Source organism: Bacillus sanguinis (genome assembly GCF_018332475.1).
In the GTDB taxonomy this organism is placed as follows: Bacteria; Bacillota; Bacilli; order Bacillales; family Bacillaceae_G; genus Bacillus_A; species Bacillus_A sanguinis.
In genome coordinates, this window is record NZ_BOQB01000106.1 from 1 (window position 1) to 26,206 (window position 26,206).

Annotated in this window: 27 protein-coding genes and 1 pseudogene; 17 read left to right on the plus strand and 11 right to left on the minus strand. The window is 36.7% G+C overall.

Annotated elements, in window-relative coordinates:
* Window positions 1-114: 114 nt before the first annotated feature.
* From KI369_RS29875 to aceA, 8 genes and pseudogenes are all read left to right on the plus strand, one after another.
* A pseudogene (locus tag KI369_RS29875) lies at window positions 115-894 on the plus strand (MCP four helix bundle domain-containing protein); the annotation flags it as partial.
* 156 nt (window positions 895-1,050) lie between these two features.
* Entirely contained in the window at window positions 1,051-1,842 is a 792-nt protein-coding gene (locus KI369_RS29880) for a methyl-accepting chemotaxis protein (protein WP_413226576.1), read from the plus strand.
* Between the two features lie 210 nt (window positions 1,843-2,052).
* A complete protein-coding gene (locus tag KI369_RS13285; RefSeq protein WP_212956255.1) occupies window positions 2,053-2,961 on the plus strand; it encodes a DMT family transporter in 909 nt (302 codons plus the stop codon).
* A gap of 88 nt (window positions 2,962-3,049) precedes the next feature.
* Window positions 3,050-3,706 carry an S-layer homology domain-containing protein gene (locus tag KI369_RS13290; RefSeq protein WP_212956256.1) on the plus strand — a complete coding sequence of 219 codons (657 nt, stop codon included), beginning with the start codon at window positions 3,050-3,052 and terminating at the stop codon, window positions 3,704-3,706.
* Between the two features lie 411 nt (window positions 3,707-4,117).
* Window positions 4,118-4,774 (plus strand): S-layer homology domain-containing protein, encoded by a 657-nt coding sequence (locus KI369_RS13295; RefSeq protein WP_212956257.1) that lies wholly within the window; start codon window positions 4,118-4,120, stop codon window positions 4,772-4,774.
* Between the two features lie 468 nt (window positions 4,775-5,242).
* Window positions 5,243-5,899, plus strand: a complete 657-nt coding sequence (locus tag KI369_RS13300; RefSeq protein ID WP_212956258.1) for an S-layer homology domain-containing protein — start codon at window positions 5,243-5,245, stop codon at window positions 5,897-5,899.
* A 184-nt stretch (window positions 5,900-6,083) separates the two neighbouring features.
* Entirely contained in the window at window positions 6,084-7,673 is a 1,590-nt protein-coding gene (aceB, locus tag KI369_RS13305; protein ID WP_212956259.1) for a malate synthase A, read from the plus strand.
* Between the two features lie 23 nt (window positions 7,674-7,696).
* Complete coding sequence (gene aceA, locus KI369_RS13310) at window positions 7,697-8,974, plus strand: isocitrate lyase (RefSeq protein WP_144613451.1); 1,278 nt, start codon at window positions 7,697-7,699, stop codon at window positions 8,972-8,974.
* Between the two features lie 92 nt (window positions 8,975-9,066).
* On the opposite strand, the gene KI369_RS13315 is transcribed toward aceA, so the two are convergent.
* The gene (locus KI369_RS13315) at window positions 9,067-9,858 is read right to left on the minus strand and encodes a phosphotransferase (RefSeq protein WP_212956260.1); all 792 of its coding nucleotides are present in this window, start codon (window positions 9,856-9,858) and stop codon (window positions 9,067-9,069) included.
* A gap of 365 nt (window positions 9,859-10,223) precedes the next feature.
* On the opposite strand from KI369_RS13315, the gene cspA reads away from it, so the two are divergent.
* Both cspA and KI369_RS13325 read left to right on the plus strand, forming a co-directional pair.
* Entirely contained in the window at window positions 10,224-10,427 is a 204-nt protein-coding gene (gene cspA, locus KI369_RS13320; RefSeq protein ID WP_000301522.1) for an RNA chaperone/antiterminator CspA, read from the plus strand.
* Window positions 10,428-10,524: 97 nt separating this feature from the next.
* Complete coding sequence (locus KI369_RS13325; protein ID WP_212956261.1) at window positions 10,525-10,797, plus strand: hypothetical protein; 273 nt, start codon at window positions 10,525-10,527, stop codon at window positions 10,795-10,797.
* Between the two features lie 25 nt (window positions 10,798-10,822).
* Here the strand turns inward: KI369_RS13325 and KI369_RS13330 are convergent, their stop codons facing one another.
* On the minus strand, window positions 10,823-11,008 hold the full coding sequence (locus KI369_RS13330; RefSeq protein ID WP_212956262.1) for a hypothetical protein: 186 nt from the start codon (window positions 11,006-11,008) through the stop codon (window positions 10,823-10,825).
* 283 nt (window positions 11,009-11,291) lie between these two features.
* Here KI369_RS13330 and KI369_RS13335 point away from each other — a divergent pair, with 283 nt between their 5' ends.
* The 6 genes from KI369_RS13335 (at window position 11,292) to KI369_RS13360 (ending at window position 21,048) form a co-directional block, all read left to right on the plus strand.
* On the plus strand, window positions 11,292-11,873 hold the full coding sequence (locus KI369_RS13335) for a competence protein ComK (protein WP_212956263.1): 582 nt from the start codon (window positions 11,292-11,294) through the stop codon (window positions 11,871-11,873).
* A gap of 307 nt (window positions 11,874-12,180) precedes the next feature.
* Window positions 12,181-12,774 carry a TVP38/TMEM64 family protein gene (locus KI369_RS13340; protein ID WP_043936619.1) on the plus strand — a complete coding sequence of 198 codons (594 nt, stop codon included), beginning with the start codon at window positions 12,181-12,183 and terminating at the stop codon, window positions 12,772-12,774.
* Between the two features lie 56 nt (window positions 12,775-12,830).
* Window positions 12,831-13,394 (plus strand): signal peptidase I, encoded by a 564-nt coding sequence (gene lepB, locus KI369_RS13345; protein ID WP_048567025.1) that lies wholly within the window; start codon window positions 12,831-12,833, stop codon window positions 13,392-13,394.
* Window positions 13,395-13,510: 116 nt separating this feature from the next.
* Window positions 13,511-17,026 (plus strand): helicase-exonuclease AddAB subunit AddB, encoded by a 3,516-nt coding sequence (addB, locus tag KI369_RS13350; RefSeq protein WP_212956264.1) that lies wholly within the window; start codon window positions 13,511-13,513, stop codon window positions 17,024-17,026.
* Entirely contained in the window at window positions 17,023-20,748 is a 3,726-nt protein-coding gene (gene addA, locus KI369_RS13355; protein ID WP_212956265.1) for a helicase-exonuclease AddAB subunit AddA, read from the plus strand. The genes addB and addA overlap by 4 nt, the downstream gene beginning before the upstream one ends.
* Before the next feature lie 12 nt (window positions 20,749-20,760).
* A complete protein-coding gene (locus KI369_RS13360; protein ID WP_212956266.1) occupies window positions 20,761-21,048 on the plus strand; it encodes an RNA polymerase alpha subunit C-terminal domain-containing protein in 288 nt (95 codons plus the stop codon).
* An 80-nt stretch (window positions 21,049-21,128) separates the two neighbouring features.
* Here the strand turns inward: KI369_RS13360 and gerPF are convergent, their stop codons facing one another.
* From gerPF to KI369_RS13395, 7 genes are all read right to left on the minus strand, one after another.
* Window positions 21,129-21,344, minus strand: coding sequence for a spore germination protein GerPF (gene gerPF, locus KI369_RS13365; protein WP_001141566.1), 216 nt, complete (start codon window positions 21,342-21,344; stop codon window positions 21,129-21,131).
* 42 nt (window positions 21,345-21,386) lie between these two features.
* Window positions 21,387-21,773 (minus strand): spore germination protein GerPE, encoded by a 387-nt coding sequence (locus KI369_RS13370; protein WP_087957702.1) that lies wholly within the window; start codon window positions 21,771-21,773, stop codon window positions 21,387-21,389.
* Window positions 21,774-21,788: 15 nt separating this feature from the next.
* On the minus strand, window positions 21,789-21,983 hold the full coding sequence (gene gerPD, locus KI369_RS13375; RefSeq protein WP_001102342.1) for a spore germination protein GerPD: 195 nt from the start codon (window positions 21,981-21,983) through the stop codon (window positions 21,789-21,791).
* 6 nt (window positions 21,984-21,989) lie between these two features.
* Complete coding sequence (gene gerPC / locus KI369_RS13380; protein WP_212956267.1) at window positions 21,990-22,604, minus strand: spore germination protein GerPC; 615 nt, start codon at window positions 22,602-22,604, stop codon at window positions 21,990-21,992.
* Between the two features lie 67 nt (window positions 22,605-22,671).
* Window positions 22,672-22,878: a spore germination protein GerPB gene (gene gerPB / locus KI369_RS13385; RefSeq protein WP_087957704.1), complete on the minus strand. Its 207-nt coding sequence runs from the start codon at window positions 22,876-22,878 to the stop codon at window positions 22,672-22,674.
* 14 nt (window positions 22,879-22,892) lie between these two features.
* Window positions 22,893-23,114, minus strand: a complete 222-nt coding sequence (gene gerPA / locus KI369_RS13390; RefSeq protein WP_001111188.1) for a spore germination protein GerPA — start codon at window positions 23,112-23,114, stop codon at window positions 22,893-22,895.
* A gap of 96 nt (window positions 23,115-23,210) precedes the next feature.
* Window positions 23,211-23,390 carry an aspartyl-phosphate phosphatase Spo0E family protein gene (locus KI369_RS13395; RefSeq protein WP_000462845.1) on the minus strand — a complete coding sequence of 60 codons (180 nt, stop codon included), beginning with the start codon at window positions 23,388-23,390 and terminating at the stop codon, window positions 23,211-23,213.
* 246 nt (window positions 23,391-23,636) lie between these two features.
* On the opposite strand from KI369_RS13395, the gene KI369_RS13400 reads away from it, so the two are divergent.
* Window positions 23,637-24,536, plus strand: a complete 900-nt coding sequence (locus KI369_RS13400) for a fumarylacetoacetate hydrolase family protein (protein ID WP_212956268.1) — start codon at window positions 23,637-23,639, stop codon at window positions 24,534-24,536.
* Window positions 24,537-24,569: 33 nt separating this feature from the next.
* Here the strand turns inward: KI369_RS13400 and KI369_RS13405 are convergent, their stop codons facing one another.
* Window positions 24,570-24,854, minus strand: coding sequence for a hypothetical protein (locus KI369_RS13405; protein WP_212956269.1), 285 nt, complete (start codon window positions 24,852-24,854; stop codon window positions 24,570-24,572).
* A gap of 110 nt (window positions 24,855-24,964) precedes the next feature.
* On the minus strand, window positions 24,965-26,155 hold the full coding sequence (rocD, locus tag KI369_RS13410; protein WP_000616654.1) for an ornithine aminotransferase: 1,191 nt from the start codon (window positions 26,153-26,155) through the stop codon (window positions 24,965-24,967).
* Between the last annotated feature and the right edge of the window lie 51 nt (window positions 26,156-26,206).

Consider the following 26,206-nt stretch of genomic DNA (forward strand, 5'->3'; position numbering starts at 1 on the left):
TATAGAGATATACGTTTATATTGGGAATATTTATCATTGCTTTTTATTGTGATTTTGTAAATAATAAGCTATAAAATTCTAAAAATCTATATATAAAGGAATAAAGGTGAAAAAATGTATTTTTTACAAAATTTAAAAGTGAAATATAAATTATTATCGCTTATTTCATTAGCAGTTTTGAGCATGGTAATTATGAGCGGCGTAGCAATTAATTCTATTAATAAGATTAAGCATGATACAGAGGTTGTAGTCGATGATTATCAATATTCTGCAATTTTACTAGAAGGAATGCTTCGTACACAAAATTCACTAGAATATAACTTGCTAGAATTAATTACAGCGTCACAAAATGAGGGGACAAATAAAGAAGGTATTATTGGTAATATTGAAAAGGATCTTAAAAAATATGAGTCTTTATTAAAAGAATATGATGATGGCTTTAATTTAAGTAAGCAAGAGGATGAACTGTTTCAGAAGATGAAGAAATTTTTACCAAGTTATATAGATGCATATAAAAATTTGTTTGAAAAAGCGAAGGTAACAAACGAGCCACAAATGGTAAACGAATTTCAGAAGGAATTAAAACCGAAGGGGGTAGAGTTAGCTGGATATGCGGTAGATCTAGAATCGTATGTTTCAAACTTAGCTGATCAAGTATTTAAAGATTCTCAAAAAATGATAGATCGATCTGTTTTCACTTTTATCATTCTTGTAGTAGTTACTACAATCATTATATGCATAGTAAGTTATATTATTGGTAAGCTTATAGTTGCTCCTTTACAAACTGTTAGTCGTATGATGGAAAGAGCAAAAAATGGGGATTTAACTGTACATGGTGAGTACAATGCTAAAGATGAATTAGGTGTATTAGTAAGTGATTTTAATGAAATGATTACAGGGTTAAGAACAAATATGAAAGAAGTAGATAATAATATTCAGCTTTTATTCCAACATGCAGACGGAGTGGTATCTGCATCAGAAGTATCTAACGGTGCGGCGAAGAAAATAACGATGGATATTGAAGAAGTTGCAAATGGTGCAGAGAGTCAAATGCAAGCAATGGAACAAACTGCAGGTGCGATGGAAGAGTTGACACAAGGAATGCAGAGTATAGTGAATACATCATCATCTGTAAATGAATTGTCTGCTCAATCAGCATTAGATGCAGAGAGTGGTAATAAGTTAATGAAACAAATGATTCAACAGATGAATATAATCCAAAATTCAGTACATAGCGGTGTTAAACAAGTAGAGACTATGAAAGAACAATCAGAAGAAATTGTTAAAATCATTGATGTTATGCAAGGTATTGCCTCTCAGATTAACTTATTAGCATTAAATGCCGCAATTGAGGCTGCCCGTGCTGGGGAAAGTGGTAGAGGGTTTGCAATCGTGGCAGATGAAGTGCGGAAATTAGCGGAGCAATCTAGTAATTCTGCAAAACAAATTGAGAAGCTTATTACTCAAGTTATGGGAACAACGAGCAATACCGTAGATATGATGGGGAAAGTAGATAATGAGGTACAGGCAGGTACACAAGTAGTAATACATACAGAAAAAGTATTTGGAAAAATTACAGAAAAAGTACAGCAAGTATCTGAGCAAATTCAAACGGTATCTATGTCTACAGATGAAATTGCAGCGAGCAGTGAGGAGATTTCGGCTTCTGCAGAAGACATAGCTCAAATTTCCCAAAGATCATCTGACCGAACTGATAGGGTAAAAGAGTCTATTCAACAACAAGAAAAATCTGTTCAAGAGATTTCGGTTTCAATTGAACATATGCATAACGCAGCAGGAGAATTAAAACAAATAGTTGCCCAGTTTACTCTTCAAAAGTAGTAGTATATTTAAGTTTTAACATAGAGAAATTCCTCTCAATAATAAAAAATCATCCTATATAAAAAAGGATGATTTTTTTATGGGAATTTTGTGCAGCTGTCACTTGTTATATTCTAATTTTTTACAATTTTCCGATTGTAATATATAATAATACGTAATGTTTTGGAGATTTCTCATTTGTAAAAGATAGGTTATAGGAGGAGAGAAAGGGTGTTCAATAAAAAATCAATGCCGGCTATAAAAATGATCCTTTCGATGTCTATTTTCGGATCAATTGGATTTTTTTCTGTTCAAACAGGTTTACCGTCTTTTGAATTAGTATTCGTTCGTTGCATTTGTGCGACTATATTTTTAGCATTATGTTGGCTCGTAACAGGACAGTATAAAAATGAGAAATGGAATAAAAAAGAAGTAATGCAAATATTAGCATGCGGTGTATTTCTCGTTTTTAACTGGGTATTTCTATTTAAAGCGTTTGAAGTGATGTCGATTACAATTGCGATTTCAGTTTATCATCTTGCACCTATTATCGTATTAATGATTGGTAGTATTGTATTTAAAGAGAGACTTACAGTATTTGCGGTTATGTCCATTGTCATTTGTTTTATCGGTACCGTTTTAGTAGCTGGAGTAGATGGAAGTCTATCGCTTGAAAAACTGATGTCATCTGGAATGGTATGGGCACTTCTCGCAGCTGTATTTTATGCTTTTACCACTTTATTAGGAAAAGGAATTCAGCATACGAGTGCATATGCGATGACATTTTTACAAACGTTTTTAGGCATATTTTTATTGCTACCATTCGTAGATTTTGGCAAGTTTCAAGGGTTAACAGAGATGAACTGGATGATGATCACAGCGACAGGGCTTATACATACGGGATTTGTATATTACTTATTTTTTGACAGTTTAAGAGATTTATCGACGAGGTTAATTTCGGTATTAGTGTTTTTAGATCCTGCGGTTGCAATACTATTAGATACAGTCTTTACCGGCTTTAGACCGACTAGTATGCAAGTAGTAGGAATTGTTCTTATATTTGTAGGGATGGCATTTACTTTTCGAAAAACGAAGGAAGAAAAAACAGTGATAAAAGAAAATTTACATTCTGAATTTTAAGTATTTTCATCTGCATTCCATTGATAATTTCATTATTTTTTGTAAAATATAAGGGGTAGGAAAATAAAGGGAAAAGAAGGTGGGAGAGATGAAGAAGCTAGTAAAGCTCGCAACATCGTTAGCTTTAATGGGAGGAATATTTGTAAGTGCAAATGGTGTGTCTGCAAATGCAGATGTTATCCAAAAATCTGATCAGATGATAGAGTTTGATGATGTAACAATAGATCATTGGGCGTGTGATGATATTAAATATTTAGTATATCATCGAATGATGTTTGGATATGGAAATGGTAAGTTTGGTGTAGAAGATCATATAACACGTGAACAAGCGGCGGCAGTATTACATCGCGCACTTCATGTAAGAGGAACTGCAACTGTTGGGAATCCATATGGAGATATTAGTGTGAAATCAACCATGTTCTCTTACGAAATTTTACACTTAACACAGCTTGGTATTTTTAAAGGAGACGAAAATGGAAATTTCCGTCCGAAGGCAACACTGACTCGTGCAGAGTTATCACAAATTTTAATGAAAGCGTATGAGTTGAAAACAAAGCGCCCGCATACATTTACAGATATACCAAAAAACCATTGGGCAAGAGATGCAATTAGCGCATTACAGTCTAATAAAGTGGTGGTTGGAACGGGAGATGGTAAGTTCGAGCCTGAAATGCTCGTTACACGCGGGCAATTTGCGACGTTTTTAAAACGATCAATCGATAATTCTCCAGGGAAAATGGAATAGAGAAAGAGAAAGCTCATAATGTGTAGAAGAGGTATCTTCCGCTCATTATGAGCTTTTATTAATAGAGAGGTTAATATTGTCGTATGTTGTAGTTAAGTTGATATAATTGCATTTTTTGTCTAGATGATGAACTTTTAAAATGTGAAGGATTTCTTTTAAAAAAAGTAGAATATTTATATTATAGAAACACCTTTACATGAATACAGGAAAGAAAATGGATTTGCGTACAATTCGGTATAAAGGTTGAAATTGAGAGCGAATTGGCTCTCCTTTAGTAGTGATTTTCACAATAATAGATTTTTTAAATGTAATATATTGCATAATGGGTGTGAAGGCAACATATGTAATATTGGAAAGGATTTCAGTCTATTATTTTCCGTTTTTTCAAATGGAGATAAAGGGGAGAGGGCAATGAAAAAGAACATGTTACGTATAATGGCAACGGTAACTATTATGGGCGGCTTGTTTGTAAGTACAAATGTTCCAAACGTAAAAGCAGAAGAATATCCAGAAATGATTGTGTTTGATGATGTTCCAGTAAATTACTGGGCATATGACGATATAATGGACGTTGTATACAATAAAGTAATGCTAGGTTATGGAAATGGTAAGTTTGGTGTGGGAGATAATGTAACACGAGAACAAGTAGCAGCGGTACTTTATCGTACATTGAATTTGAAAAAAGAAGGACCTTTAAAAAATCCATACAAAGATATTTCTGAGAGGGCAACAATGTTTTTAGATGAAATTTTAGTATTAACAGAGCATGGTATTTTTAGAGGGGACGAAAAAGGAAACTTTAGACCAGCTGCACCAGTAACACGTGCAGAAATGGCGCAAATTCTTACGAGGGCATTTACATTTGAGGTGAAGAAGAACCATACATTTAAAGATGTACCAAATAATCATTGGGCAAAAAATGCGATTAGTGCATTGCAGTCTAATCATGTCATAGTAGGAACAGGAAATGGGAAATTTGAACCGAATAAAGTTGTAACACGCGAGCAATATGCAACGTTTTTAAATAGAGCTGTTATTAATTTTAATTTGAAGGATGAAGACTATTAAAGTTAAAACATAAAAACTATTTAACTTAATAGTAGATTATAAGTAATATATAAATATAATGAATGAAAGGGAGGGATGTGATTTTTTACATTCCTCCTTTTTATTTTTAATCTATATAATGTGTTTTTATACTTCTATTTATAGTGGAGTAATCATTTGAAATAATCGTGTTTTTACGGATAGTCGATCTTTAATCGACCCCGCGTATCTCCGTTTTCTTTGGGTGGGGATGTTATTGCCCTCAAATAGTGGGAGAAAGAAAAATAAGCGTGAAAAGTGACCGGTTATATACTTATTTTATACGACAAAAAATATGTTGTATCACCTTGATTATCAATGAAGTGTAAAGGGAAGTAAGTGAATTATGATTCACAATTTGGACAATATTTATATGAATAAATGTATTGTTACTCTTTTGCTAATTCTTTATATTAGAAAAAAATAAGCTTTGATTAGGGAGAGAGTACTTTGAAGAAAAAAATTCTAAAAGTAGCAACAGCTTTAACAATTATGGGTGGAGTAGCATTTAGTGCTGAAGGGACTACAGCAAAAGCTGAAGTAGCTGCAAAGCCACAACAAGCAAGTCAAGCTATCTTTAAAGATGTACCAGCAGGACATTGGTCTTATGAGGCAATTCAAACTTTAGCAGAACAAGAAATTATGCTTGGTTACGGAAACGGGATGTTTGGTTTTGGACATAATGTAACTCGTGAACAAGTAGCAGCTTTAATTTATCGTGCACTTGATCTTGATGAAGAATTTGGTGAAGATGAGGAACTAGAAAGTCCATATAATGACATTGTTGATGATAACTCAACGATGTTTCCGTTCGAAGTATTAGCAGTAACAGAATTCGGTATCTTTACAGGTGACGAGAAAGGGAACTTCAGACCAAAAGATACGTTAACACGTGCAGAAATGGCGCAAGTTCTTACGAGAGCATTTGGATTAAAGGTACAAGGACCAGCAGGATTTAAAGATGTACCAAAGGGACATTGGGCAGAAAATGCGATTAATGCAGTAGGTTCAAATGGTATTTCAATAGGAGATGGGGAGGGTAACTTCGCTCCGAACATGGAAGTAACGCGTGAACAATATGCGCAGTTCTTATTTAGAGCGCTTTAATAAAAAAAGGACCAGTGTTGTATAACACTGGTCCTTTTTTTGTGTGTAATGCGGGTGAAAGAATACAGTTTTATAAAAAAACGATTAAATTTTCAAAAAAAACTTCCTTTTCTGAAGATTTGTTATATAATATAAAACATAAAATCAAATCTGTTATAAAACAGTTTAAGAAGGGGATGCTAATATGTCGACGCAAACTTCACGGGTTACATTGCCCGGAGAAATGTTGCCAGCGTACAACGAAATATTGACACCTGAGGCGCTTATTTTTTTAAAGAAACTACATGAAAATTTCAATGAGCGCCGCATAGAACTTTTACAAAAGCGTGCGGAGAAACAAAAGAGAATTGATACAGGAGAGTTTCCAAAGTTTTTAGAAGAAACAAAGCACATACGTGAAGCGGATTGGACAATTGCCAAATTGCCAAAAGATTTAGAGGATCGCCGCGTAGAAATTACTGGACCAGTAGATAGAAAGATGGTTATTAATGCTTTAAATTCAGGAGCACATCTTTTTATGGCAGATTTTGAAGATTCGAATTCACCAACTTGGGAAAATGCGATTGAAGGACAAATAAACTTACGAGATGCTGTGCAGGGAACGATTTCACATAAAAATGAAAACGGAAAAGAATATCGTTTAAATAGTAAAACAGCAGTATTAATTGTGCGTCCAAGAGGATGGCATTTAGAAGAAAAACATATGCAAGTTGATGGGAAAAATATGTCTGGTAGCTTAGTAGATTTCGGACTTTATTTTTTCCATAATGCGAAAGCTCTTTTAGCAAAAGGAAGCGGTCCATACTTTTACTTACCTAAAATGGAAAGCTATTTAGAAGCAAGGTTATGGAATGATGTTTTCGTATTTGCTCAAAAATATATCGGTATTCCAAACGGAACGATTAAAGCAACGGTATTACTGGAAACGATTCACGCTTCGTTTGAAATGGATGAAATTTTGTATGAGCTTAAAGATCATTCTGCTGGATTAAATTGCGGAAGATGGGATTATATTTTTAGTTTTCTAAAGGGTTTCCGTAATCATAATGAATTTTTACTTCCAGATAGAGCGCAAGTTACGATGACGGCGCCGTTTATGCGCGCGTATTCTTTGAAAGTAATTCAAACGTGTCACCGTCGTAATGCGCCAGCCATTGGGGGAATGGCAGCACAAATTCCGATTAAAAACAATCCAGAAGCGAATGAAGCAGCTTTTGAAAAAGTGCGTGCAGATAAAGAGCGCGAAGCTTTAGACGGTCATGACGGGACTTGGGTTGCCCACCCGGGACTTGTACCAGTTGCGATGGAAGTATTTAATCACATTATGAAAACACCGAATCAAATTTTTAGAAAACGTGAAGAAATACATGTTACAGAAAAGGAGTTATTAGAAGTACCAGTGGGAACGATTACAGAAGAGGGACTTCGTCTGAATATTAGCGTAGGTATTCAATATATCGCATCTTGGTTAAGCGGACGGGGAGCGGCACCAATTTATAACTTAATGGAAGATGCGGCAACAGCGGAAATTTCTAGGGCACAAGTATGGCAATGGATTCGTCATGAAGGCGGAAAGCTACATGACGGTCGTAATATTACGCTTGAATTGATGGAAGAGTTAAAAGAAGAAGAGCTAGCAAAAATAGAAAGAGAGATTGGTAAAGAAGCCTTTAAGAAAGGGAGATTTCAAGAGGCGACAACGTTGTTTACAAATCTCGTTCGGAATGATGAATTCGTACCATTTTTAACATTACCGGGTTATGAAATTTTATAAAAAATGAAAAGGGGATGGAACATATGAAAAACGAAAGAATCGAGAAATTACAAGAGAGCTGGGAATTAGATACGCGCTGGAAAGGGATCACACGTCCATATTCGGCAGAAGATGTAATTCGTCTGCGCGGATCAATTGATATTGAACATACGTTAGCACGCCGCGGTGCTGAAAAGCTTTGGTCATCGCTTCATACGGAAGATTACATTAACGCACTTGGCGCATTAACAGGGAACCAAGCGATGCAACAAGTGAAAGCTGGGCTAAAAGCAATTTATTTAAGTGGATGGCAAGTAGCAGCTGATGCGAATCTTTCTGGACATATGTATCCAGACCAAAGTTTATATCCAGCGAATAGCGTACCTGCTGTAGTAAAACGAATTAATCAAACGCTTCAACGTGCCGATCAAATTCAGCATATGGAAGGAAGCGATGATACAGATTATTTTGTACCGATTGTAGCAGATGCAGAAGCTGGATTTGGCGGACAATTAAACGTATTTGAACTGATGAAAGGTATGATTGAAGCAGGTGCATCTGGAGTGCATTTTGAAGATCAATTATCTTCAGAGAAAAAATGCGGTCATTTAGGCGGAAAGGTATTACTACCGACGCAAACAGCGGTACGTAATTTAATTTCGGCACGCCTTGCTGCTGACGTAATGGGAGTGCCGACAATTATTGTTGCAAGAACAGATGCGGATGCAGCTGATTTAATTACGAGTGATATCGATCCTGTTGATAAAGCGTTTATTACAGGGGATAGAACACCGGAAGGATTCTACCGTACGAAAGCAGGTCTTGACCAAGCAATTGCACGTGGTTTAGCATATGCTCCTTATGCAGACCTCGTTTGGTGCGAAACGTCTGAACCAAATTTAGAAGATGCAAAACGATTTGCGGACGCAATTCATAAAGAGCATCCAGGGAAATTGCTAGCATACAACTGTTCACCTTCATTCAACTGGAAACAAAAACTAGATGAGAAAACAATTGCGAGCTTCCAAAAAGAAATCGCATCTTACGGTTATAAGTTCCAGTTCGTAACACTAGCTGGATTCCACTCATTAAACTACGGCATGTTTGAATTAGCGCGTGGCTATAAAGAGCGCGGCATGGCAGCGTACTCTGAACTACAACAAGCAGAGTTCGCAGCGGAAAAACATGGCTACTCTGCAACTCGTCACCAACGCGAAGTAGGAACAGGTTACTTTGATGAAGTAGCACAAGTTATTACAGGCGGTACATCATCAACGACAGCGCTAAAAGGATCTACAGAAGAAGCACAATTTACGAAATAACAGGAAGGGGCCCCTTTTTGAAGGGTGCCCCTTGTTATTTTCAGAACGATTCGACAAAGGATATCGACTTACCGACAAAAAAGATAATATGATTAAATCCACTCAGCTCTATGCTTACGAATAAACTCCATATCTTTTTCATAATGCTCTAAATGTCCCTCATCAATCATTCTTTGGAAATTTACGTCGCCTTCTTGTGCTTTTCTTTTCATATATGTACATAAAGCTTCTAATCGTAGTAACACCATTCCTAAGTAATCTTCTTCCATACTTTTACCGTAGGACTGGACAAACAATTTCACTCTTTCTTTCGTGCGATCAGCATGTTGTGCCGATTCATAATGAACTGCCTCACCCGATTCTGTATAATACACTCTACTTAAAGGGACACAAGTATAAAGCGTATAAGCGATATCCCAAATTCTTGGACCAGGAGCAGCAACATCGAAATCAATAATGCCTACTGGTTTTTCTTGATTAAAAATAATGTTATATATAGCAAAATCATTGTGGCATACAACCTCAATGTCATTAGGAGTACCATCCATCGGTTTCCATTCATTTAATAACGGAAAATCACTTACCGCATCATGATAAAGGCGGAGCATCTTTGCTATTTCTTTTAACACATCATTAGATCGCATATATTTTTTCAAAGGATAATTCCCAGCTTCTCCTTCAATAAAAGATAAAATCTCTCTATCTTTTTCATCTACACCTAAAAACTTTGGAGCATGATGAAACCCTTTGTTTTCTAAGTGCTGTAATAATGTATGAAATTTTGCACTGCCTGGCTTTAATTCTCGCCGAACAGTATTTTCAGAACGATACACATTTGATACATTGCCCCCTGTAAGCTTTTCTTCGTTAGTGTAGTTTGACATATAATCCCCTCCAATATAATTATATTGTAACACTTCAGAACAAGGGATATAATCGCATTCAAATGATGTGTATGTTCATTTTAAAATGAAATCCGCATATGTTAAAATCAAATATTTACGAATGTACAATCAATTTAATTTGTCAGTTATTTTCAAAAAAGATTGTACATTTTATTTTAATGTGCTATGATAGTCCCAGTTGAATAGTTAAATTAAGCAATCCATATGTTATCAAGTGCTGAAAACGAACGAGAAAAAGTATGTGAGAACTAGTTTATGTTTCGTATTTGATAATGTGTGGATTCTTTTTTTAGACAGGAAGACTAAAAAAATAAAATTTTGTATTTTCTTAGGAGGAAATAATCATGGCAGTAACAGGACAAGTAAAATGGTTTAACAACGAAAAAGGCTTCGGTTTCATCGAAGTTCCAGGCGAAAACGATGTATTCGTACATTTCTCTGCAATCGAAACTGAAGGTTTCAAATCTTTAGAAGAAGGTCAAAAAGTTAGCTTCGAAATCGAAGAAGGTAACCGTGGACCTCAAGCTAAAAACGTAATCAAACTATAATTTTATAGTTTATTATGGAAAAAAGGGATGGCTGCTGCCATCCCTTTTTTTGTTATTGTAATATACGAGCGCAATAATTATATGGGGGAGAATATATATGATGGAAAAGTATACAAATGAAGTAATATTGGATGTTCGTAGAGGTAACGAAGATTTACACAATACGATTGAAGAGATAAAAGCGTATGCGAAAATGTATGAACATGATAAAGTGACGTTAATTGATTTGAAGAAATCTCATTCTCTTGTTTTAGATGAAGAGCGATATATAGTTCTATTACAAATTGAAAGAGATACAGAAAATCTTGGAAGAAAATATGAATATGAAGAAGAAAAAATAGTCGGTTTTTTTGAGGACGAAGAAGAGTAAAAGGCTTTCCGGTATGGAAGGCCTTTTACTCTTCTTTTTCGATCTTTTTCTTTTCGCGTTTTTTACATTCAGGGCATTTCGATTTTCGAAAAGGCTTTGTGAAGAATAGTAGAATGAAAAATAGCCCGAATATAATGCTGGATGAGTTTTTCACGATCACAATGCTGCTATTTTTCATTTGAATCGTTGGTTGCATTTCTTTTTCTTCCATGGTGGACCTCCATATATTGGATTTTTCTTTTAATTATAGCAAAGTTAATTGTCGTAATGATGAAAAATGAGGAAGCAGTTGTAAATATTTATAGGTAGTATAAGTGGATTTTGTATCATTTTAAATTATTAAATCATTATATAACTATTTAGTAATTTAAAAGATGTTTGATAAATGATAAAGTATTGTAAAAAAGAGGAATCTGTAAACCATTTCCTTTTCATAGATGCTAAAATTATATATGCAGCTGCTAATATAAATGGAAAAAAGGAGACAGTAGAATATGGAAAGTAAAGTAGAACGTTATGTCGAAAACTATGTGGTAAATAAAAATACAATGGCCTTACTTCCTGTTATTCTAAGTGAAAAGAAAATAGTTACACGAGTTGTTGAGATGGAAGATTCTTTTTTCGTATTTCAAAAGCCACTAGATATTATAGAAAGAAGTTGCCGCAAGCACGGCTCTAGTTTCTTAGGCAGAAAAGAAGGAACGAAAGAGTTAACTCATATTACACATAAAGCACCGATTGCGATTAGTCCAACAGATCAACTTTATTTTTTCCCTACTTATTCTTACTCTAGAAAAGAGTGCGCTTGGTTGTCTCATTTTTATATTGAAAGTAATAAAGAGTTAAAAGATGGAAATGTCATTGTTAGATTTATAAATGGCCTTGCTGTGAAATTAGAAATATCAAAAAGTAGTTTTGAAAATCAACAAAATCGTACAGCGAAATTGCGTACTGAATATGAAGATCGTAGAAAAAAACAAGGAAATCCTTCCTTCAAATTAATTGATAAAAAAGAGGAATCTAGATTAAAACCAGCATATGAGAAAGTGTATTTTGTTAAGGAAGGCGAAATGTGAAAGGATGGGGGAATCCCCATCTTTTTTTTTTTGTCAGTTTTTGTTGGTAAGTCGATATATTCAGAAAATCGCCGATGTAATTTCAGTTACCGAGGAATTTGCCATCAGAACAAAAGGACCACTTCCAAAATCGCAAAACGTCTTGTCGAATATTGATAGATTATCATAGCATAATAAGGAAGGAATTCTCATGAAAGATATGGAAACTTAATAATTACATCTCCATATGTCGTATCTACCATTTCCTCTTTCATATAGGCAATGATACAGTAGAGGTAGTACTTAGAGTAAAGGGGTAAAGTGTAGAATGGATTTTCAGACAATCAAAGAGTATTTTTCACCAGAAAATATGGATCATATTGTTGAAAGCTATAAAGCGTTCGGACCACTTCTTGGTATTGGTTTACCGATGATAGAAGCGTTGATTCCGGCATTGCCGCTCATCGTATTTGTATTGGCAAATGCTGTTGCATTTGGATTTTGGCTCGGTTTTCTTTATTCTTGGCTTGGATCAGTAATGGGTGCCTTACTTGTCTTTTTCATAATCCGCCATTTTGGCCGAAGTCGTTTCTTTTCTTTTGTAAATAAGCATGAGAGAGTACGAAAGGCAATGGGATGGATTGAAAGGAAAGGGTTTGCGCCGATTTTCGTCATATTTTGTTTTCCGTTTACACCATCTGCGCTTATAAATGTTGTCGCTGGTTTATCTCGCATTAGTGTAAAACAGTTTGGCCTTGCGCTCGCGTTCGGAAAGCTTGTGATGATTTTTATTTTAACGTATATCGGTCATGATTTAATGTCATTTATTCATAATCCGGTGAAATCAGTCATTGTAGCAATTGGTATTTTTATTTTATGGTATGTCGGTAAGAAAATCGAAGTAAAGTTAGAACTACAGTAAGAATAGTCTTCTTTATAAATGCAGGCTTCATTATTAAAGGATAAGGGGAGAAGCGGATGAAGAAAACTTTGAAAAAAGAAGGCATAGAGTGGATACGAACAATTTTAATTGGTGTATTATTAGCTGTATTTTTTCGAACGTTTTTCTTTTCAACGTACGTTGTAGAGGGGAAATCAATGATGCCGACATTGCAAGATGGCAATATGCTCGTTGTAAATAAGGTGAGTTATCAAGTAGGGGACTTGAACAGGTTTGATGTTGTTGTGTTTCATGCGAATAAAAAAGAGGACTACGTAAAACGAATTATCGGTTTACCCGGAGATCAAATTGAATATAAGCATGATAAATTATATATAAACGGACAATTCGTGGATGAACCTTATTTAGAAACGTATAAGAAAGAGATAAATGGACGACAACTAACAGGTGATTTTAAACTAGAAGAGTTAACGAAAGAAAAATCGGTGCCACCTGGATATATTTTTGTAGTGGGCGATAACCGCCTTGGGAGCTGGGATAGTAGACACTTTGGATTTGTAAAAGCTGATACAGTTGTCGGTAAAGTTGATTTACGATATTGGCCAATTCAAGAGGTGCAAACTAATTTTTCAAAAGGTTGATATAATAGGTAGAAGTATAGAAAAAGACAAACTACGCCGTTTGTCTTTTTTCGTGTCCTATAATACAATTATAGTAGCAAACTAACGTTCGTTATGTAAGTGAAAGGTGGGGTTACATGTCACTTCGATTTGTGATTGGTAGAGCGGGAAGTGGAAAAAGTACACTTTGTTTACACGAAGTGCAAGAAGAGTTAAAGCAGCGTCCAAGAGGGGAAACAATATTATATCTTGTGCCAGAACAGATGACATTCCAAACGCAGCAGGCGTTAATTGGCAGTGAGGATGTTAGAGGTTCTATTCGGGCACAAGTTTTTAGTTTTTCACGATTAGCGTGGAAGGTACTGCAAGAAGTTGGCGGAGCGAGTCGTCTTCACATTGATGAAGCGGGTGTACATATGTTGCTTCGTAAAATTGTAGAGTCTCGCAAAGATGGATTATCAGTGTTCCAAAAAGCAGCGGAGCAAAACGGTTTCTTTGAACATCTTGGTAGTATGATTGCGGAGTTTAAACGTTACAACGTGACGCCATCTAACGTATATGAAATGTGGCAACAATTAGATGCGCATAGTAGCAGTGCCGAGCAAAAGCTATTAGCGAATAAAGTGTACGATTTACAACTACTATATGATGATTTTGAGCGTGCTTTAATCGGAAAATATTTAGATTCAGAAGATTACTTGCAATTACTAGTCGAAAAGCTTCCGCAGTCTGAATATGTAAATGGGGCTGAAATTTATATAGATGGATTTCATTCATTCTCACCGCAAGAACTAGAAATTGTAAGACAGCTTATGATTTGTGGTGCGAGAGTTACAATCACGTTAACACTAGATGAAAAAACGTTAGCGCAGCCGGTAAATGAACTAGATTTATTTTATGAAACGACGTTAACGTATGAAAAAATAAAGCAAGTAGCACGTGAAGAGAAGATAGAAATTGAAAAAACGATTCCACTTATGGAACAACCGCGTTTTCATTCGCAAGCATTAGCGCATTTAGAAACGCATTATGAAGCGCGTCCAAATGAAAAGTTTCACGGAGAAGCAAGTGTAACGATTCATACAGCAGCGAATTTACGAGCTGAAGTAGAAGGTGTTGCCCGTGAAATTCGTAGACTTGTGGCAGATGAAGACTATCGTTACCGAGATATCGCGGTTCTTCTTCGAAACGGGGAAAGTTATTACGATGTGATGCGAACGCTATTTACAGATTATAATATTCCACACTTCATCGATGAAAAACGCCCGATGTCACATCATCCGCTAGTAGAATGCATTCGTTCTGCACTCGAGATTATTAGTGGGAATTGGCGTTATGATGCAGTGTTTCGCTGCGTGAAAACAGAGCTTTTATATCCATTAGACGTAAGAAAAGAAACGATGCGTGAAGAGATGGATGAGTTTGAAAACTACTGTTTAGCGTACGGTGTACAAGGGAAGAGATGGACTTCTGAAGATCCGTGGATGTATCGCCGCTATCGTTCTCTTGACGATACGGACGGGATGATTACAGACAGTGAACGTGAAATGGAAGAGAAAATAAATAGACTACGCGACGTTGTAAGAACGCCAGTTATTCGTATGCAAAAAAGACTGAAGCGTGCGGGAACGGTTATGCAAATGTGCGAAGCTGTTTACTTATTTTTAGAAGAGCTTGACGTTCCGAAAAAACTAGAAGCATTACGTATTCGTGCAGAAGAGAGCGGAGATTTCTTATTTGCAACAGATCATGAACAAGTATGGGAAGAAGTAATGAGTCTTCTTGATACGTTTGTTGAGATGCTTGGCGAAGAGAAAATGTCACTTTCTATGTTCACAGACGTTATGTCGACAGGTCTTGAGGCGCTTCAATTCGCAAACATTCCGCCGTCATTAGACCAAGTGTTGATTGCGAATATTGATCGTTCTAGATTATCAAATGTGAAAGCAACATTTGTCATTGGCGTGAATGAAGGTGTGATTCCAGCAGCACCGATGGATGAAGGTATGCTTTCTGATGAGGAAAGAGATGTTCTTAGCGCTGCAGGTATCGAATTAGCACCAACGACGAGACAAACTTTATTAGAAGAACAGTTCGTTATGTATCAAATGGTAACGAGAGCAACTGAGAAATTATATATTTCATGCCCACTTGCAGATGAAGAAGGGAAGACGTTACTTGCGTCTAGCTTTATTAAGAAAATAAAAAGAATGTTCCCTGATGTGAAAGATACATTTATTACAAATGACGTAAATGATTTATCACGTTCGGAACAAATTTCATACGTAGCAACGCCAGAAGTAACGTTGTCATATGTTATGCAGCAACTTCAAACGTGGAAGCGATATGGATTTGAAGGGAATTTAGATTTTTGGTGGGATGTATATAACTTCTACGTAACTTCAGATGAATGGAAACAAAAAAGTAGCCGCGTATTATCAAGTTTATTCTACCGAAATCGTGCGCAAAAGCTAAGTACAGTTGTAAGTAGAGATTTATATGGAGATAAAATAAAAGGAAGCGTCTCTCGTATGGAACTATTTAACCGTTGCGCATATGCTCATTTCGCGCAGCACGGTTTATCATTAAGAGAGCGTGATATTTTCAAACTGGATGCGCCAGATATCGGTGAATTATTCCATGCAGCGCTGAAGAGAATTGCAGACAGGCTATTACGTGAAAATCGTACTTGGGCGGATTTATCAATAAAAGAGTGTGAGCATCTATCTGCTTTAGTAATAGAAGAAATTGCACCGTTATTACAAAGACAAATTTTATTAAGTTCAAACCGTCATTTCTATTTAAAACAAAAACTACAACAAATCATTTTCCGTACGTCAATCATTCTTCGTGAGCACGCGAAATCAAGTGGTTTCGTACCAGTTGACTTAGAAGTGCCATTCGGTATGGGCGGTACAGGATCGCTTCCGCCGATGGAATTCTCATTACCAAATGGTGTGAAGATGGAAGTAGTTGGCCGTATTGACCGTGTTGATAAGGCAGAAGATGAAAGTGGTACGTTCCTACGTATTATTGACTATAAATCAAGCTCAAAAGCGTTAGACTTAACGGAAGTGTATTACGGATTAGCACTTCAAATGTTAACGTATTTAGATGTTGTTACTTCGAATGCACATACGTGGATGAAAAAAGGCGGCACGGCATCACCGGCTGGTGTACTGTACTTCCATATTCATAACCCAATCGTTGAGATGAAAGGTGACGCATCTGAAGCAGAAATTGAGAAAGAAATTTTAAAGAAATTTAAAATGAAAGGACTCGTGCTAGGCGATGCTGACGTTGTTCGTTTAATGGATAATAAACTTTCAACAGGAAGCTCTGATATTATTTCTGCTGGTCTGAAAAAAGACGGTAGCTTTAGTGCGCGTTCAAGTATTGCAAGTGAACAAGAGTTTAACGTATTGCAAAAATACGTACACCATACGTTTGAAAATATCGGAAAAGACATTACAGAAGGCGTGATCGATATTGCTCCTTACAAAAAAGGGAATAAAGCGGCATGTACGTTCTGTAACTTCAAATCTGTTTGTCAGTTCGATGAATCACTTGAAGATAATCAATTCCGTACGTTAAAAGATATGAAAGACAGCGAAGCGATGGAGAAAATTAGAGAGGAGGTTGGCGGAGAATGATTGAAAATTGGCCTAAAAAACCAGAAGGTAGTCAATGGACAGATGACCAGTGGAAAGCGGTTGTAGCGAACGGACGTGATATTTTAGTCGCAGCAGCAGCTGGATCAGGGAAAACAGCAGTATTAGTTGAACGTATTATTAAAAAGATTATAAGTGAGGAAAATCCAGTCGATGTCGACCGCCTGCTCGTTGTAACATTTACGAATGCAGCGGCGCAAGAGATGAAAAACAGAATTGGGGAAGCGTTAGAAAAAGTATTAATTGATGAGCCAGGCTCTCAGCACGTAAGAAAGCAGCTTAGCTTATTAAATAAAGCTTCTATTTCAACGATCCATTCCTTTTGTTTACAAGTTATTAGAGGATATTATTACATGCTTGATGTTGATCCTCGTTTCCGTATTGCGAATCAAACAGAAAACGAATTATTAAAAGAAGAAGTGTTAGATGACATATTAGAAGCGGAGTATGGAATTGAAGAGAATACGATATTCTTTGAACTCGTTGATCGTTATACGAGTGATCGTAGTGATGATGACTTACAGCGTATGATTTTAGCGCTTCATACAGAATCAAGAGCGCATCCAAATCCGGAAAAATGGCTCGATAAATTAGTGGAAGCATACGATGTGGAAGGAAAGACAATTGAAGATTTAGTGTATGCTTCGTACTTATTAGAAGATGTGAAATTCCAGCTTGAAACAGCGGAACAACATATTCATAAAGCAACCGAACTCGCAATGCTTCCTGATGGCCCGGCGCCTCGCGTTGAAACCTTGCAAGCTGATGCAGCTTTACTTGGAATGTTATCATCAGCAGCTCGTGAGTCATGGACAAGCGTGTATGAAGCGATGCAAAACGTATCATGGCAAACGTTAAAGCGTATTAAGAAAAGTGATTACAACGAGGATGTTGTAAAACAAGTAGACTCTCTTCGTAATAAAGCGAAAGATGAAGTGAAGAAATTACAAGAAGAGTTATTTAGCCGCAAACCTGAAAGTTTCTTACGAGATTTTCAAGATATGCACCCTGTATTAGAAAAGCTCGTTCAACTTGTAAAAGTATTTACAGAGCGTTTCCAAGCGATGAAGCGTGATAAAGGGATGGTTGATTTCACAGATTTAGAGCACTTCTGTTTGCAAATTTTAAGTGAACAAAGTGAAAATGATGAAATGAAGCCATCAGCGGTAGCACTCCAATATCGCAATAAATTTGCTGAAGTACTAGTCGATGAATATCAAGATACGAACTTCGTACAAGAATCTATTATTAAATTCGTAACGAAAGATTCTGAGAGTGAAGGAAACTTGTTCATGGTAGGTGACGTAAAGCAGTCGATTTATCGTTTCCGACTAGCAGAACCAGGCTTATTCCTAGGAAAGTATAAACGCTTCACACAAGAAGGATTAGGCGGCGGCATGAAGATAGACTTAGCGAAAAACTTCCGTAGTCGTCATGAAGTGTTGGCAGGTACGAACTTTATCTTCAAACAAATTATGGGGGAAGAAGTCGGAGAAATCGATTACGATGCTGACGCTGAATTAAAGTTAGGTGCTAGCTATCCAGAAGGTGAGGATGTAGCGGCAGAACTACTATGTATTCAGCAAATGGAAGAAGAAGTGCTTGACGGTGAAGAAGGTGCTGAAGTAGAAAAAGCACAGCTTGAAGCTCGTCTTATGGCACAGCGCATTAAAGCAATGGTTGATTCAGGATATACAGTCTATGATCGCAAAACGAATGAAATGCGACAAGTACAATACCGTGACTTCGTTATTTTACTTCGCTCCATGCCGTGGGCGCCGCAAATTATGGAAGAGTTAAAGCTGCAAGGAATTCCAGTATACGCTGATCTTGCGACTGGTTACTTTGAAGCGACAGAAGTAAATATTATGATGAACGTATTCCGCGTTATTGATAATCCGATGCAAGATATTCCGCTTGCAGCCGTACTTCGTTCACCAATCGTTGGGTTAAATGATGAGGAACTTGCGACGCTTCGTGCTCATGGGAAGAAAGGTTCGTTTTATGAAGTGATGAGCTCATTCTTAAAAGGGGCACCGCTTGAGGAAGAAAAAGAACTACATGATAAATTAGAGTGGTTCTATAACTTACTACAAGGATGGCGTGAATTCGCGCGCCAACAATCACTTTCTGATTTAATTTGGAAAGTGTACGGTGAGACAGGTTATTACGACTTTGTCGGTGGTTTACCAGCCGGAAAGCAAAGGCAAGCAAACTTGCGTGTATTATATGACCGTGCAAGACAATACGAAGCAACATCGTTTAGAGGATTATTCCGCTTCTTACGTTTTATTGAACGTATTTTAGAACGCGGTGATGATATGGGGACGGCGAGAGCTTTAGGTGAACAAGAAGATGTCGTTCGCATTATGACGATTCATAAAAGTAAAGGATTAGAGTTCCCAGTCGTGTTTGTTGCGGGGCTTGGTCGCCGCTTTAATACACAAGACTTAATGAAACGTTTCTTACTGCATAAAGACTTCGGTTTCGGTTCGCAATTTATCGATCCTCGTAAACGTATTAAATATACGACATTATCACAACTAGCAATTAAGCGTAAAATGAAAATGGAATTAATCGCGGAAGAAATGCGCGTATTATACGTAGCGTTAACTCGTGCAAAAGAGAAGTTAATTTTAATCGGAACAGTTAAGGATGCAAATAAGGAAATGGAAAAATGGCTTGATGCAAGAGAGCATAGTGAATGGTTATTACCAGACCACATACGTGCCGGAGCATCTTGTTATTTAGACTGGATTGCCCCTTCATTATATAGACACCGTGATAGTGAAATGCTTCTTGAATTAGGACAAGGAAGCGTTCCAGATGAAATTTATGGGTATGACACTAGCTGGAAAGTAGAAGTTGTTGACGGTAATACGTTACTTGCGCCAGAACCAGTTCAAGAAGAAAAACAAGAATTGTTAGAAGCACTTCGTGAGAAAAAAGCTGTTCCCCTGCAAAGTGAACGAAAAGATGAAGTGTATGACAGATTAATGTGGAAGTACGGATATGAGGAAGCGACATCTCATCGTGCGAAGCAATCTGTTACTGAAATAAAGAGAAATTATCAATCTGAAGAAGGTAGCGATAATGCCTTTATTAAAAAACTACGTGCGCCAATTAAAACGCGTCCTCGTTTTATGGAGAAAAAAGGATTAACGTACGCTGAAAGAGGTACAGCAGTTCATGCTGTCATGCAACATGTTGATTTGAAGAAGCCGATTACAGAAGAAGTGATTCGGGAGCAAATTAGTGGCATGGTTAATAAAGAACTATTAACATTCGAACAAGCCGAAGAAATAGCAATTGAAAAAGTCATTTCATTCTTTGACAGTGACCTAGGTAAAAGAGTATTGGCGGCGAAAAGTGTGGAGCGCGAAGTGCCATTTACGATGATGCTTGCAGCAGAAGAAGCATATCAAGATTGGCAAGGGAAGGGTGGAGAATCAATTCTTGTCCAAGGGGTTATTGACTGCCTGATTGAAGAGGAAGACGGCATCACTTTAATTGACTTTAAAACGGATACGATTGAAGGGAAGTTCCCAGGCGGATTCGATCAGGCAAAACCAATTTTAGAAGATCGATATAAAGTGCAGCTTTCTTTATATGCAAAGGCACTTGAGAAAAGCTTACAACATCCTGTGAAAGAGAAGTGCTTATACTTCTTTGATGGCAATCATGTTGTAAAAATTGAAGAATAGAGGGACTTGAAAATGGCGACGGAAAAAACGTTAAGAACGTGTGAAAAAGGACATGAATACTACAAAAGTAGCGATTGTCCAACTTGCCCAACTTGCGAGAAAGAAAAGAAGCCGAAAACAGGGTTTCTTTCACTTCTTTCATCACCAGCACGAAATGCGCTAGAGCATCATGGAATTCACACGATAGAAGAACTCTCAAAGTATAGTGAAAAAGAAATTTTAAAACTGCACGGTATGGGACCTGCGTCTATGCCAAAGCTTAAAAAGGCTTTGGAGGAGAACGGGTTATCATTTAAATAAAATGAAACAGTAAACAGTGTTTTTTTGATAATCTTGAATGAGATAAAAGAAAAAAAGTAGGAGAATATCTCCTACTTTTTTTACGCTGTTCCGATCTGATCTTGATCGGCCACATCAGAATCAAACGTATTTGTTGCACTAACACCGTTAAACGTATTCACGACAAATCCAACATTGGAAGCTCCGGATCCATTATACGCTTTCGTGTTTTCTTTCGGAGACACATTATAAAAATCCCCTAAATTGAAAGAACCATTACTGTTTTGAACGACGAGATTTCCAACAACAGAAGGCATACCCTCCACCTACTTTACTAAGCTTTTTAATTACTATATGAATTATGGAGCAGAAGGTTCATCCGTAATATATTGGCGGATTTGCATAATACGAGAATTATTAAAACCATAATCAACATTTCCGATTTGAAAGCAACCAGAATTTAAAAGTGATCGTAATTCAACATTGTTTACTTCAATAAAAGGGCATTCATTTACAATGTTTAATTTTACATCTGTCGTTCGCTTTGGGATTGTGACGTGTTCATCTGTAAAGATTTCAAAAGCATCTAAGCGACCTTCGCCCTTTATATAACAAGGAATTTCCCTGTGGACGGCAAGAGCCCTACTTTTTAACTCCATTTGATTTGCGTCTCCAACTTGAAATACGGCAGTAATCCCTAAAGAAATAATAGAGACATTTTGGACAACAGACACATGATGTAACATAATTTCTCAGTCTCCTTAACCTGGAGTAGGAGGGACATCTGTGACCAATGGTACAAATGGTCCCTCTGTAACAGTTTCAAATGGTGTATCAAGAATAGAAGATAAAATGAGGAGATTTGCATCCCCGATTAAAAAGAGTGCGGATGACGATACACCGTTCATTTTAATCTGTCCGACTTTTAATTCACGATTTACAACGTTAACATTCATACATACTTACTCCTTTCGGAAATTGCCCGGTATGTGTTGAATAAAAGATAGGAAAGCTTTGTCGATATCGTGTTTCATTGCTTGAATAATGATATCTCGTAAATAATCTGGATCTGTTGAAATTCCTTCATATGATTGCGCTTGTGTTAAATAATAAGGAAGTCTATGCTCCATCTGTTTTTTTATGTCATCCACCATCATTTGTCGATACATTTCATCGAGCGGCGTTCTCTCTTCTTGTTCAAAATGGAGAATTCGATTATATGCTTCTTCATCTAAGTAACGATGCATTTCTTGAAGGATGCCTTGGTAAAAGTCTGGATTTGTGTCAGTTTCAGGATTGACCTTCAAAGTTTCTGTATCAACTTGAAAATCCTCAATTTGCTGTCCTTTTGCTGAAAACGGATTTAAACCAATATTTAAAGTACCATTTAAGTTTTCTACTTTTAATTGATCGAATTTGTATTCCACTTTTCCTACAGAAGAGGAGGGGCGATTTTTTAATTCGTTAAGCTCTTCTTGTAATAGGCGCACTTGATCTTCTAGGTTCATGATGGCTGCTTGTTGGGTTTGAAGAGCTTGTTGAAGTTGGTGTAAGTAAGTATATATATCTTGATTCATTTGTGAAACCTCCTTTTCAATAGGGAGGGTAAATATATTCCTGCTATATATTTATGACGAGGATGTCTTAAGAAGAACTAGTTGATGGTTTGATAGAAATAATTTGTCCTTTCGCCTGTAAGGGGCGAAGAGGCTCTGTAAATCCGCCAGTATTTGAGAATTTAGATAGAGCTTTAATGCTTCCAGCAGTACCAATTTGGAATACAGAAGAGGTTGTAATGCTATCAATTCTAATGCTGTTAATGATGATGCTTTGGTTTACGTAAAAATTCAATACAATCGCCTCCTCTAAGTTGAACCAATTATCGCTTGGTCAACTACATCTGAATCATTAACAGTTGTTGCGCTTTGATAATTGTAGACAGAAACGTTATCTCCAACATTAAAAGAGCCGGCCCCCGCAAAAGCACGTGAATAACTAATAGGCCTAATCGCAAATACATCTCCAATATGAAAAATACCACTTGATCCAATATTGACGATACGAATATGTCCGACCATAGCTGGCATAAAAAACACCTTTCGTTTTTAAAATTTTCTTTTCTACTATTGTATGGGCGTTTTCAATAAAATGTGTGTTTTTTTGAAATAAAAGAAACACACACGTTATTGCGTGTGTGTATCGAGTGTTTGATTAGGGTGAAAATCCGTATGTACATGCCAAATTACATTTAAGAGCCTGTCCAGTTCTTGGCTACAATCTACTGTTTTTTGAGAAGTCATTCCGTAGCGTTCAGCAAAATAAATCATTTTTTCACGTTTTTTTTCAATCGCTTGCTCAAACATTGAAATCGGCTCCATCTCTAAATGAAATTTTTAGTATATATGTAGTACATATTATACAAAAACCCCATAAAAAAGAAACACCTTCGCTAAAAAAAGTAAAATTTCTACATTTTATGCCAAAATTAAAGGAGTAACGAATAGGATAGGAGAAGAATATTGTAAAAATTAGCGTGCATGAGAAGGTTTTTTTCTTACGGATGCGAATACAATTAAAGGGTATGAGTTTTAGGATGGAGAGTGGAAATATTGCGTTTGGTAACGGCGAAAAAAGATGAAAAGGTATTTGTAGGTATTGTGGAGGAAGAGGAAGAAAAGGTATTGCACTTAAGAGAAGCGCAAAGACAAAAAGGGGAAAAGGTTACGATTCCGATTACAATGTTAGAGTGTATTGAAAGAGGAATCGAATGCTTTGAAAAAATATGTGATATTGTAAATTGGGCGAAGGAAAATGAAGGGACAGCGTATTATCCGTTAACTGAGGTGAAAATATTAGCACCAATTCCAAGGCCAAGGAAGAATATTCTATGCGTTGGAAAAAACTATCGTGAGCATGCGATAGAAATGGGCGGAGCAGAATCAATTCCAGAAAATATAATGATCTTTACGAAAGCGCCAACGACAGTTATAGGGATAGATGAAAAAATTAATAGTCATCCCCACGCAACGAATGAACTAGACTATGAAGGAGAACTAGCTATCATCATTGGTAAGCGAGGGAAACAAATAAAAAAAGAAAAAGCGCTTGAGCATGTTTTTGGTTATACCATTATAAATGATATAACTGCTCGCGATATTCAACGGAAGCATAAACAATTTTTCCTTGGAAAAAGTTTTGATACATTTTGTCCGATGGGGCCATATTTAATTCATAAATCAATGGTAAGTGCGCCAAATGCGTTACGCATTGAAACGGTAGTAAATGGGGAAGTAAGGCAAACTTCAAATACAAATAAAATGATTTTTTCAATAGAAGAAATCATTTCAACGATAAGTAAAGGCATGACGTTAGAACCTGGAGATATTATCGCAACAGGAACGCCGGCTGGTGTTGGAAAAGGTTTCACACCACCGAAGTTTTTACATGCTGGTGATGAAGTGGTCATTACAGTAGAAGGAATTGGTACTTTGCGAAATGTAGTGAAATGAAAAAGGAGCTATCTTATCGAAGATAGCTCTTTTCTATGGTCTTGGGTGATAGAGATAATCAATAACGGAATAGGTATAAAGACCAATTAATACAAGTGTACAAATGCCAAATAGTATAACCGTAAGTGCGCTTTTTTCTCGTCCAAAACCAATGATAGTAAGAATAACAGTAGTCCAAAATGATGCTTTCAGTAGTGTGAATGTAGTAGAAGTGGAGTAGTGGCTAAGCAATGTTACGGAAAGTAGGAAGCCAAAGAATGTAACTAGAATAAAGGATGTAGCCAAATAGTTAATATGTTTGCCGTATCTTAATAGCATGTCGCACCTCCTTTTATGGATTAAAATACAGAAAATTACAATTTTATTTTAGTATAAATCAATATAAAAAGAAAGAGGTTGTCCCAACATGTAGGACAACCTCTCTATTATTACGATAATACTGCTTTAATTTTTTGGAATGCCCACTCTAAATCTTCCTCAGAGATTACTAGAGGTGGTGCGATACGAATTACATTTTCATGTGTTTCTTTACATAATAGACCAGCTGCTTTTAGTTGTTCACAGTAAGGACGAGCTGGCTCGTTTAATTCGATACCGATGAATAAACCTTTACCACGAACTTCAGTGATCATTGGGTTATCAATCTCTTTTAATTGCCCAACTAATTTTTCACCTAATTGAAGAGAACGCTCTGTTAATTTTTCTTCTTCTAACACTTCAAGAGCTGCGATAGAAACAGCACATGCAAGTGGGTTACCACCGAATGTAGAACCGTGAGAACCTGGCTCGAATACGCCTAAAATGTCGCGGTTTGCTGCTACGCAAGAGATTGGGAATACGCCGCCGCCAAGTGCTTTACCAAGTATGTACATGTCAGGAGTTACATTGTCCCAATCACAAGCAAATACTTTACCAGTACGGCCTAAACCTGTTTGGATCTCATCTGCTACAAATAAAACGTTTTCTTTTTTACATACTTCAAGAGCTTCTTTTAAGTAACCAGCTGGTGGGATGTTAATTCCTGCTTCACCTTGGATTGGCTCTAAAATGAATGCAGCTGTATTTGGTGTAATAGCAGCTTTTAACGCTTCTAAATCACCGTAAGGAATTACGATAATGCCAGGAAGCATTGGACCGAATCCACGCTTGTACTCTTCGTTTGAAGACATAGAAACAGCACCCATCGTACGTCCGTGGAAGTTATCTTCACAAACGATAATTTCAGCACGGTTTGCTTCTACTTTCTTCACATCATAAGCCCAGCGGCGAGCTGTTTTAATTGCAGTTTCAACAGCTTCTGCACCTGTATTCATTGGAAGTACCATTTCTTTATTAGTTAGTTTCGCAACTTTTTCGTACCAAGGACCTAATTGATCACTATGGAAAGCACGAGAAGTTAACGTAACACGATTAGCTTGGTCAATTAAAGCGTTAATAATTTTTGGGTGACGATGACCTTGGTTTACTGCAGAATATGCACTTAATAAGTCCATATAGCGGTTTCCTTCAGGATCTTCTACCCAAACGCCTTCTGCTTTAGAAATAACGATTGGAAGTGGGTGATAGTTATTTGCTCCGTATGTGTCTGTAAGTTCGATAATATCCTTAGTTTGAATCATGATTGTTCCCCCTTTTGTTATTACAAGAAGTTTGTAAATACTCTAAATATT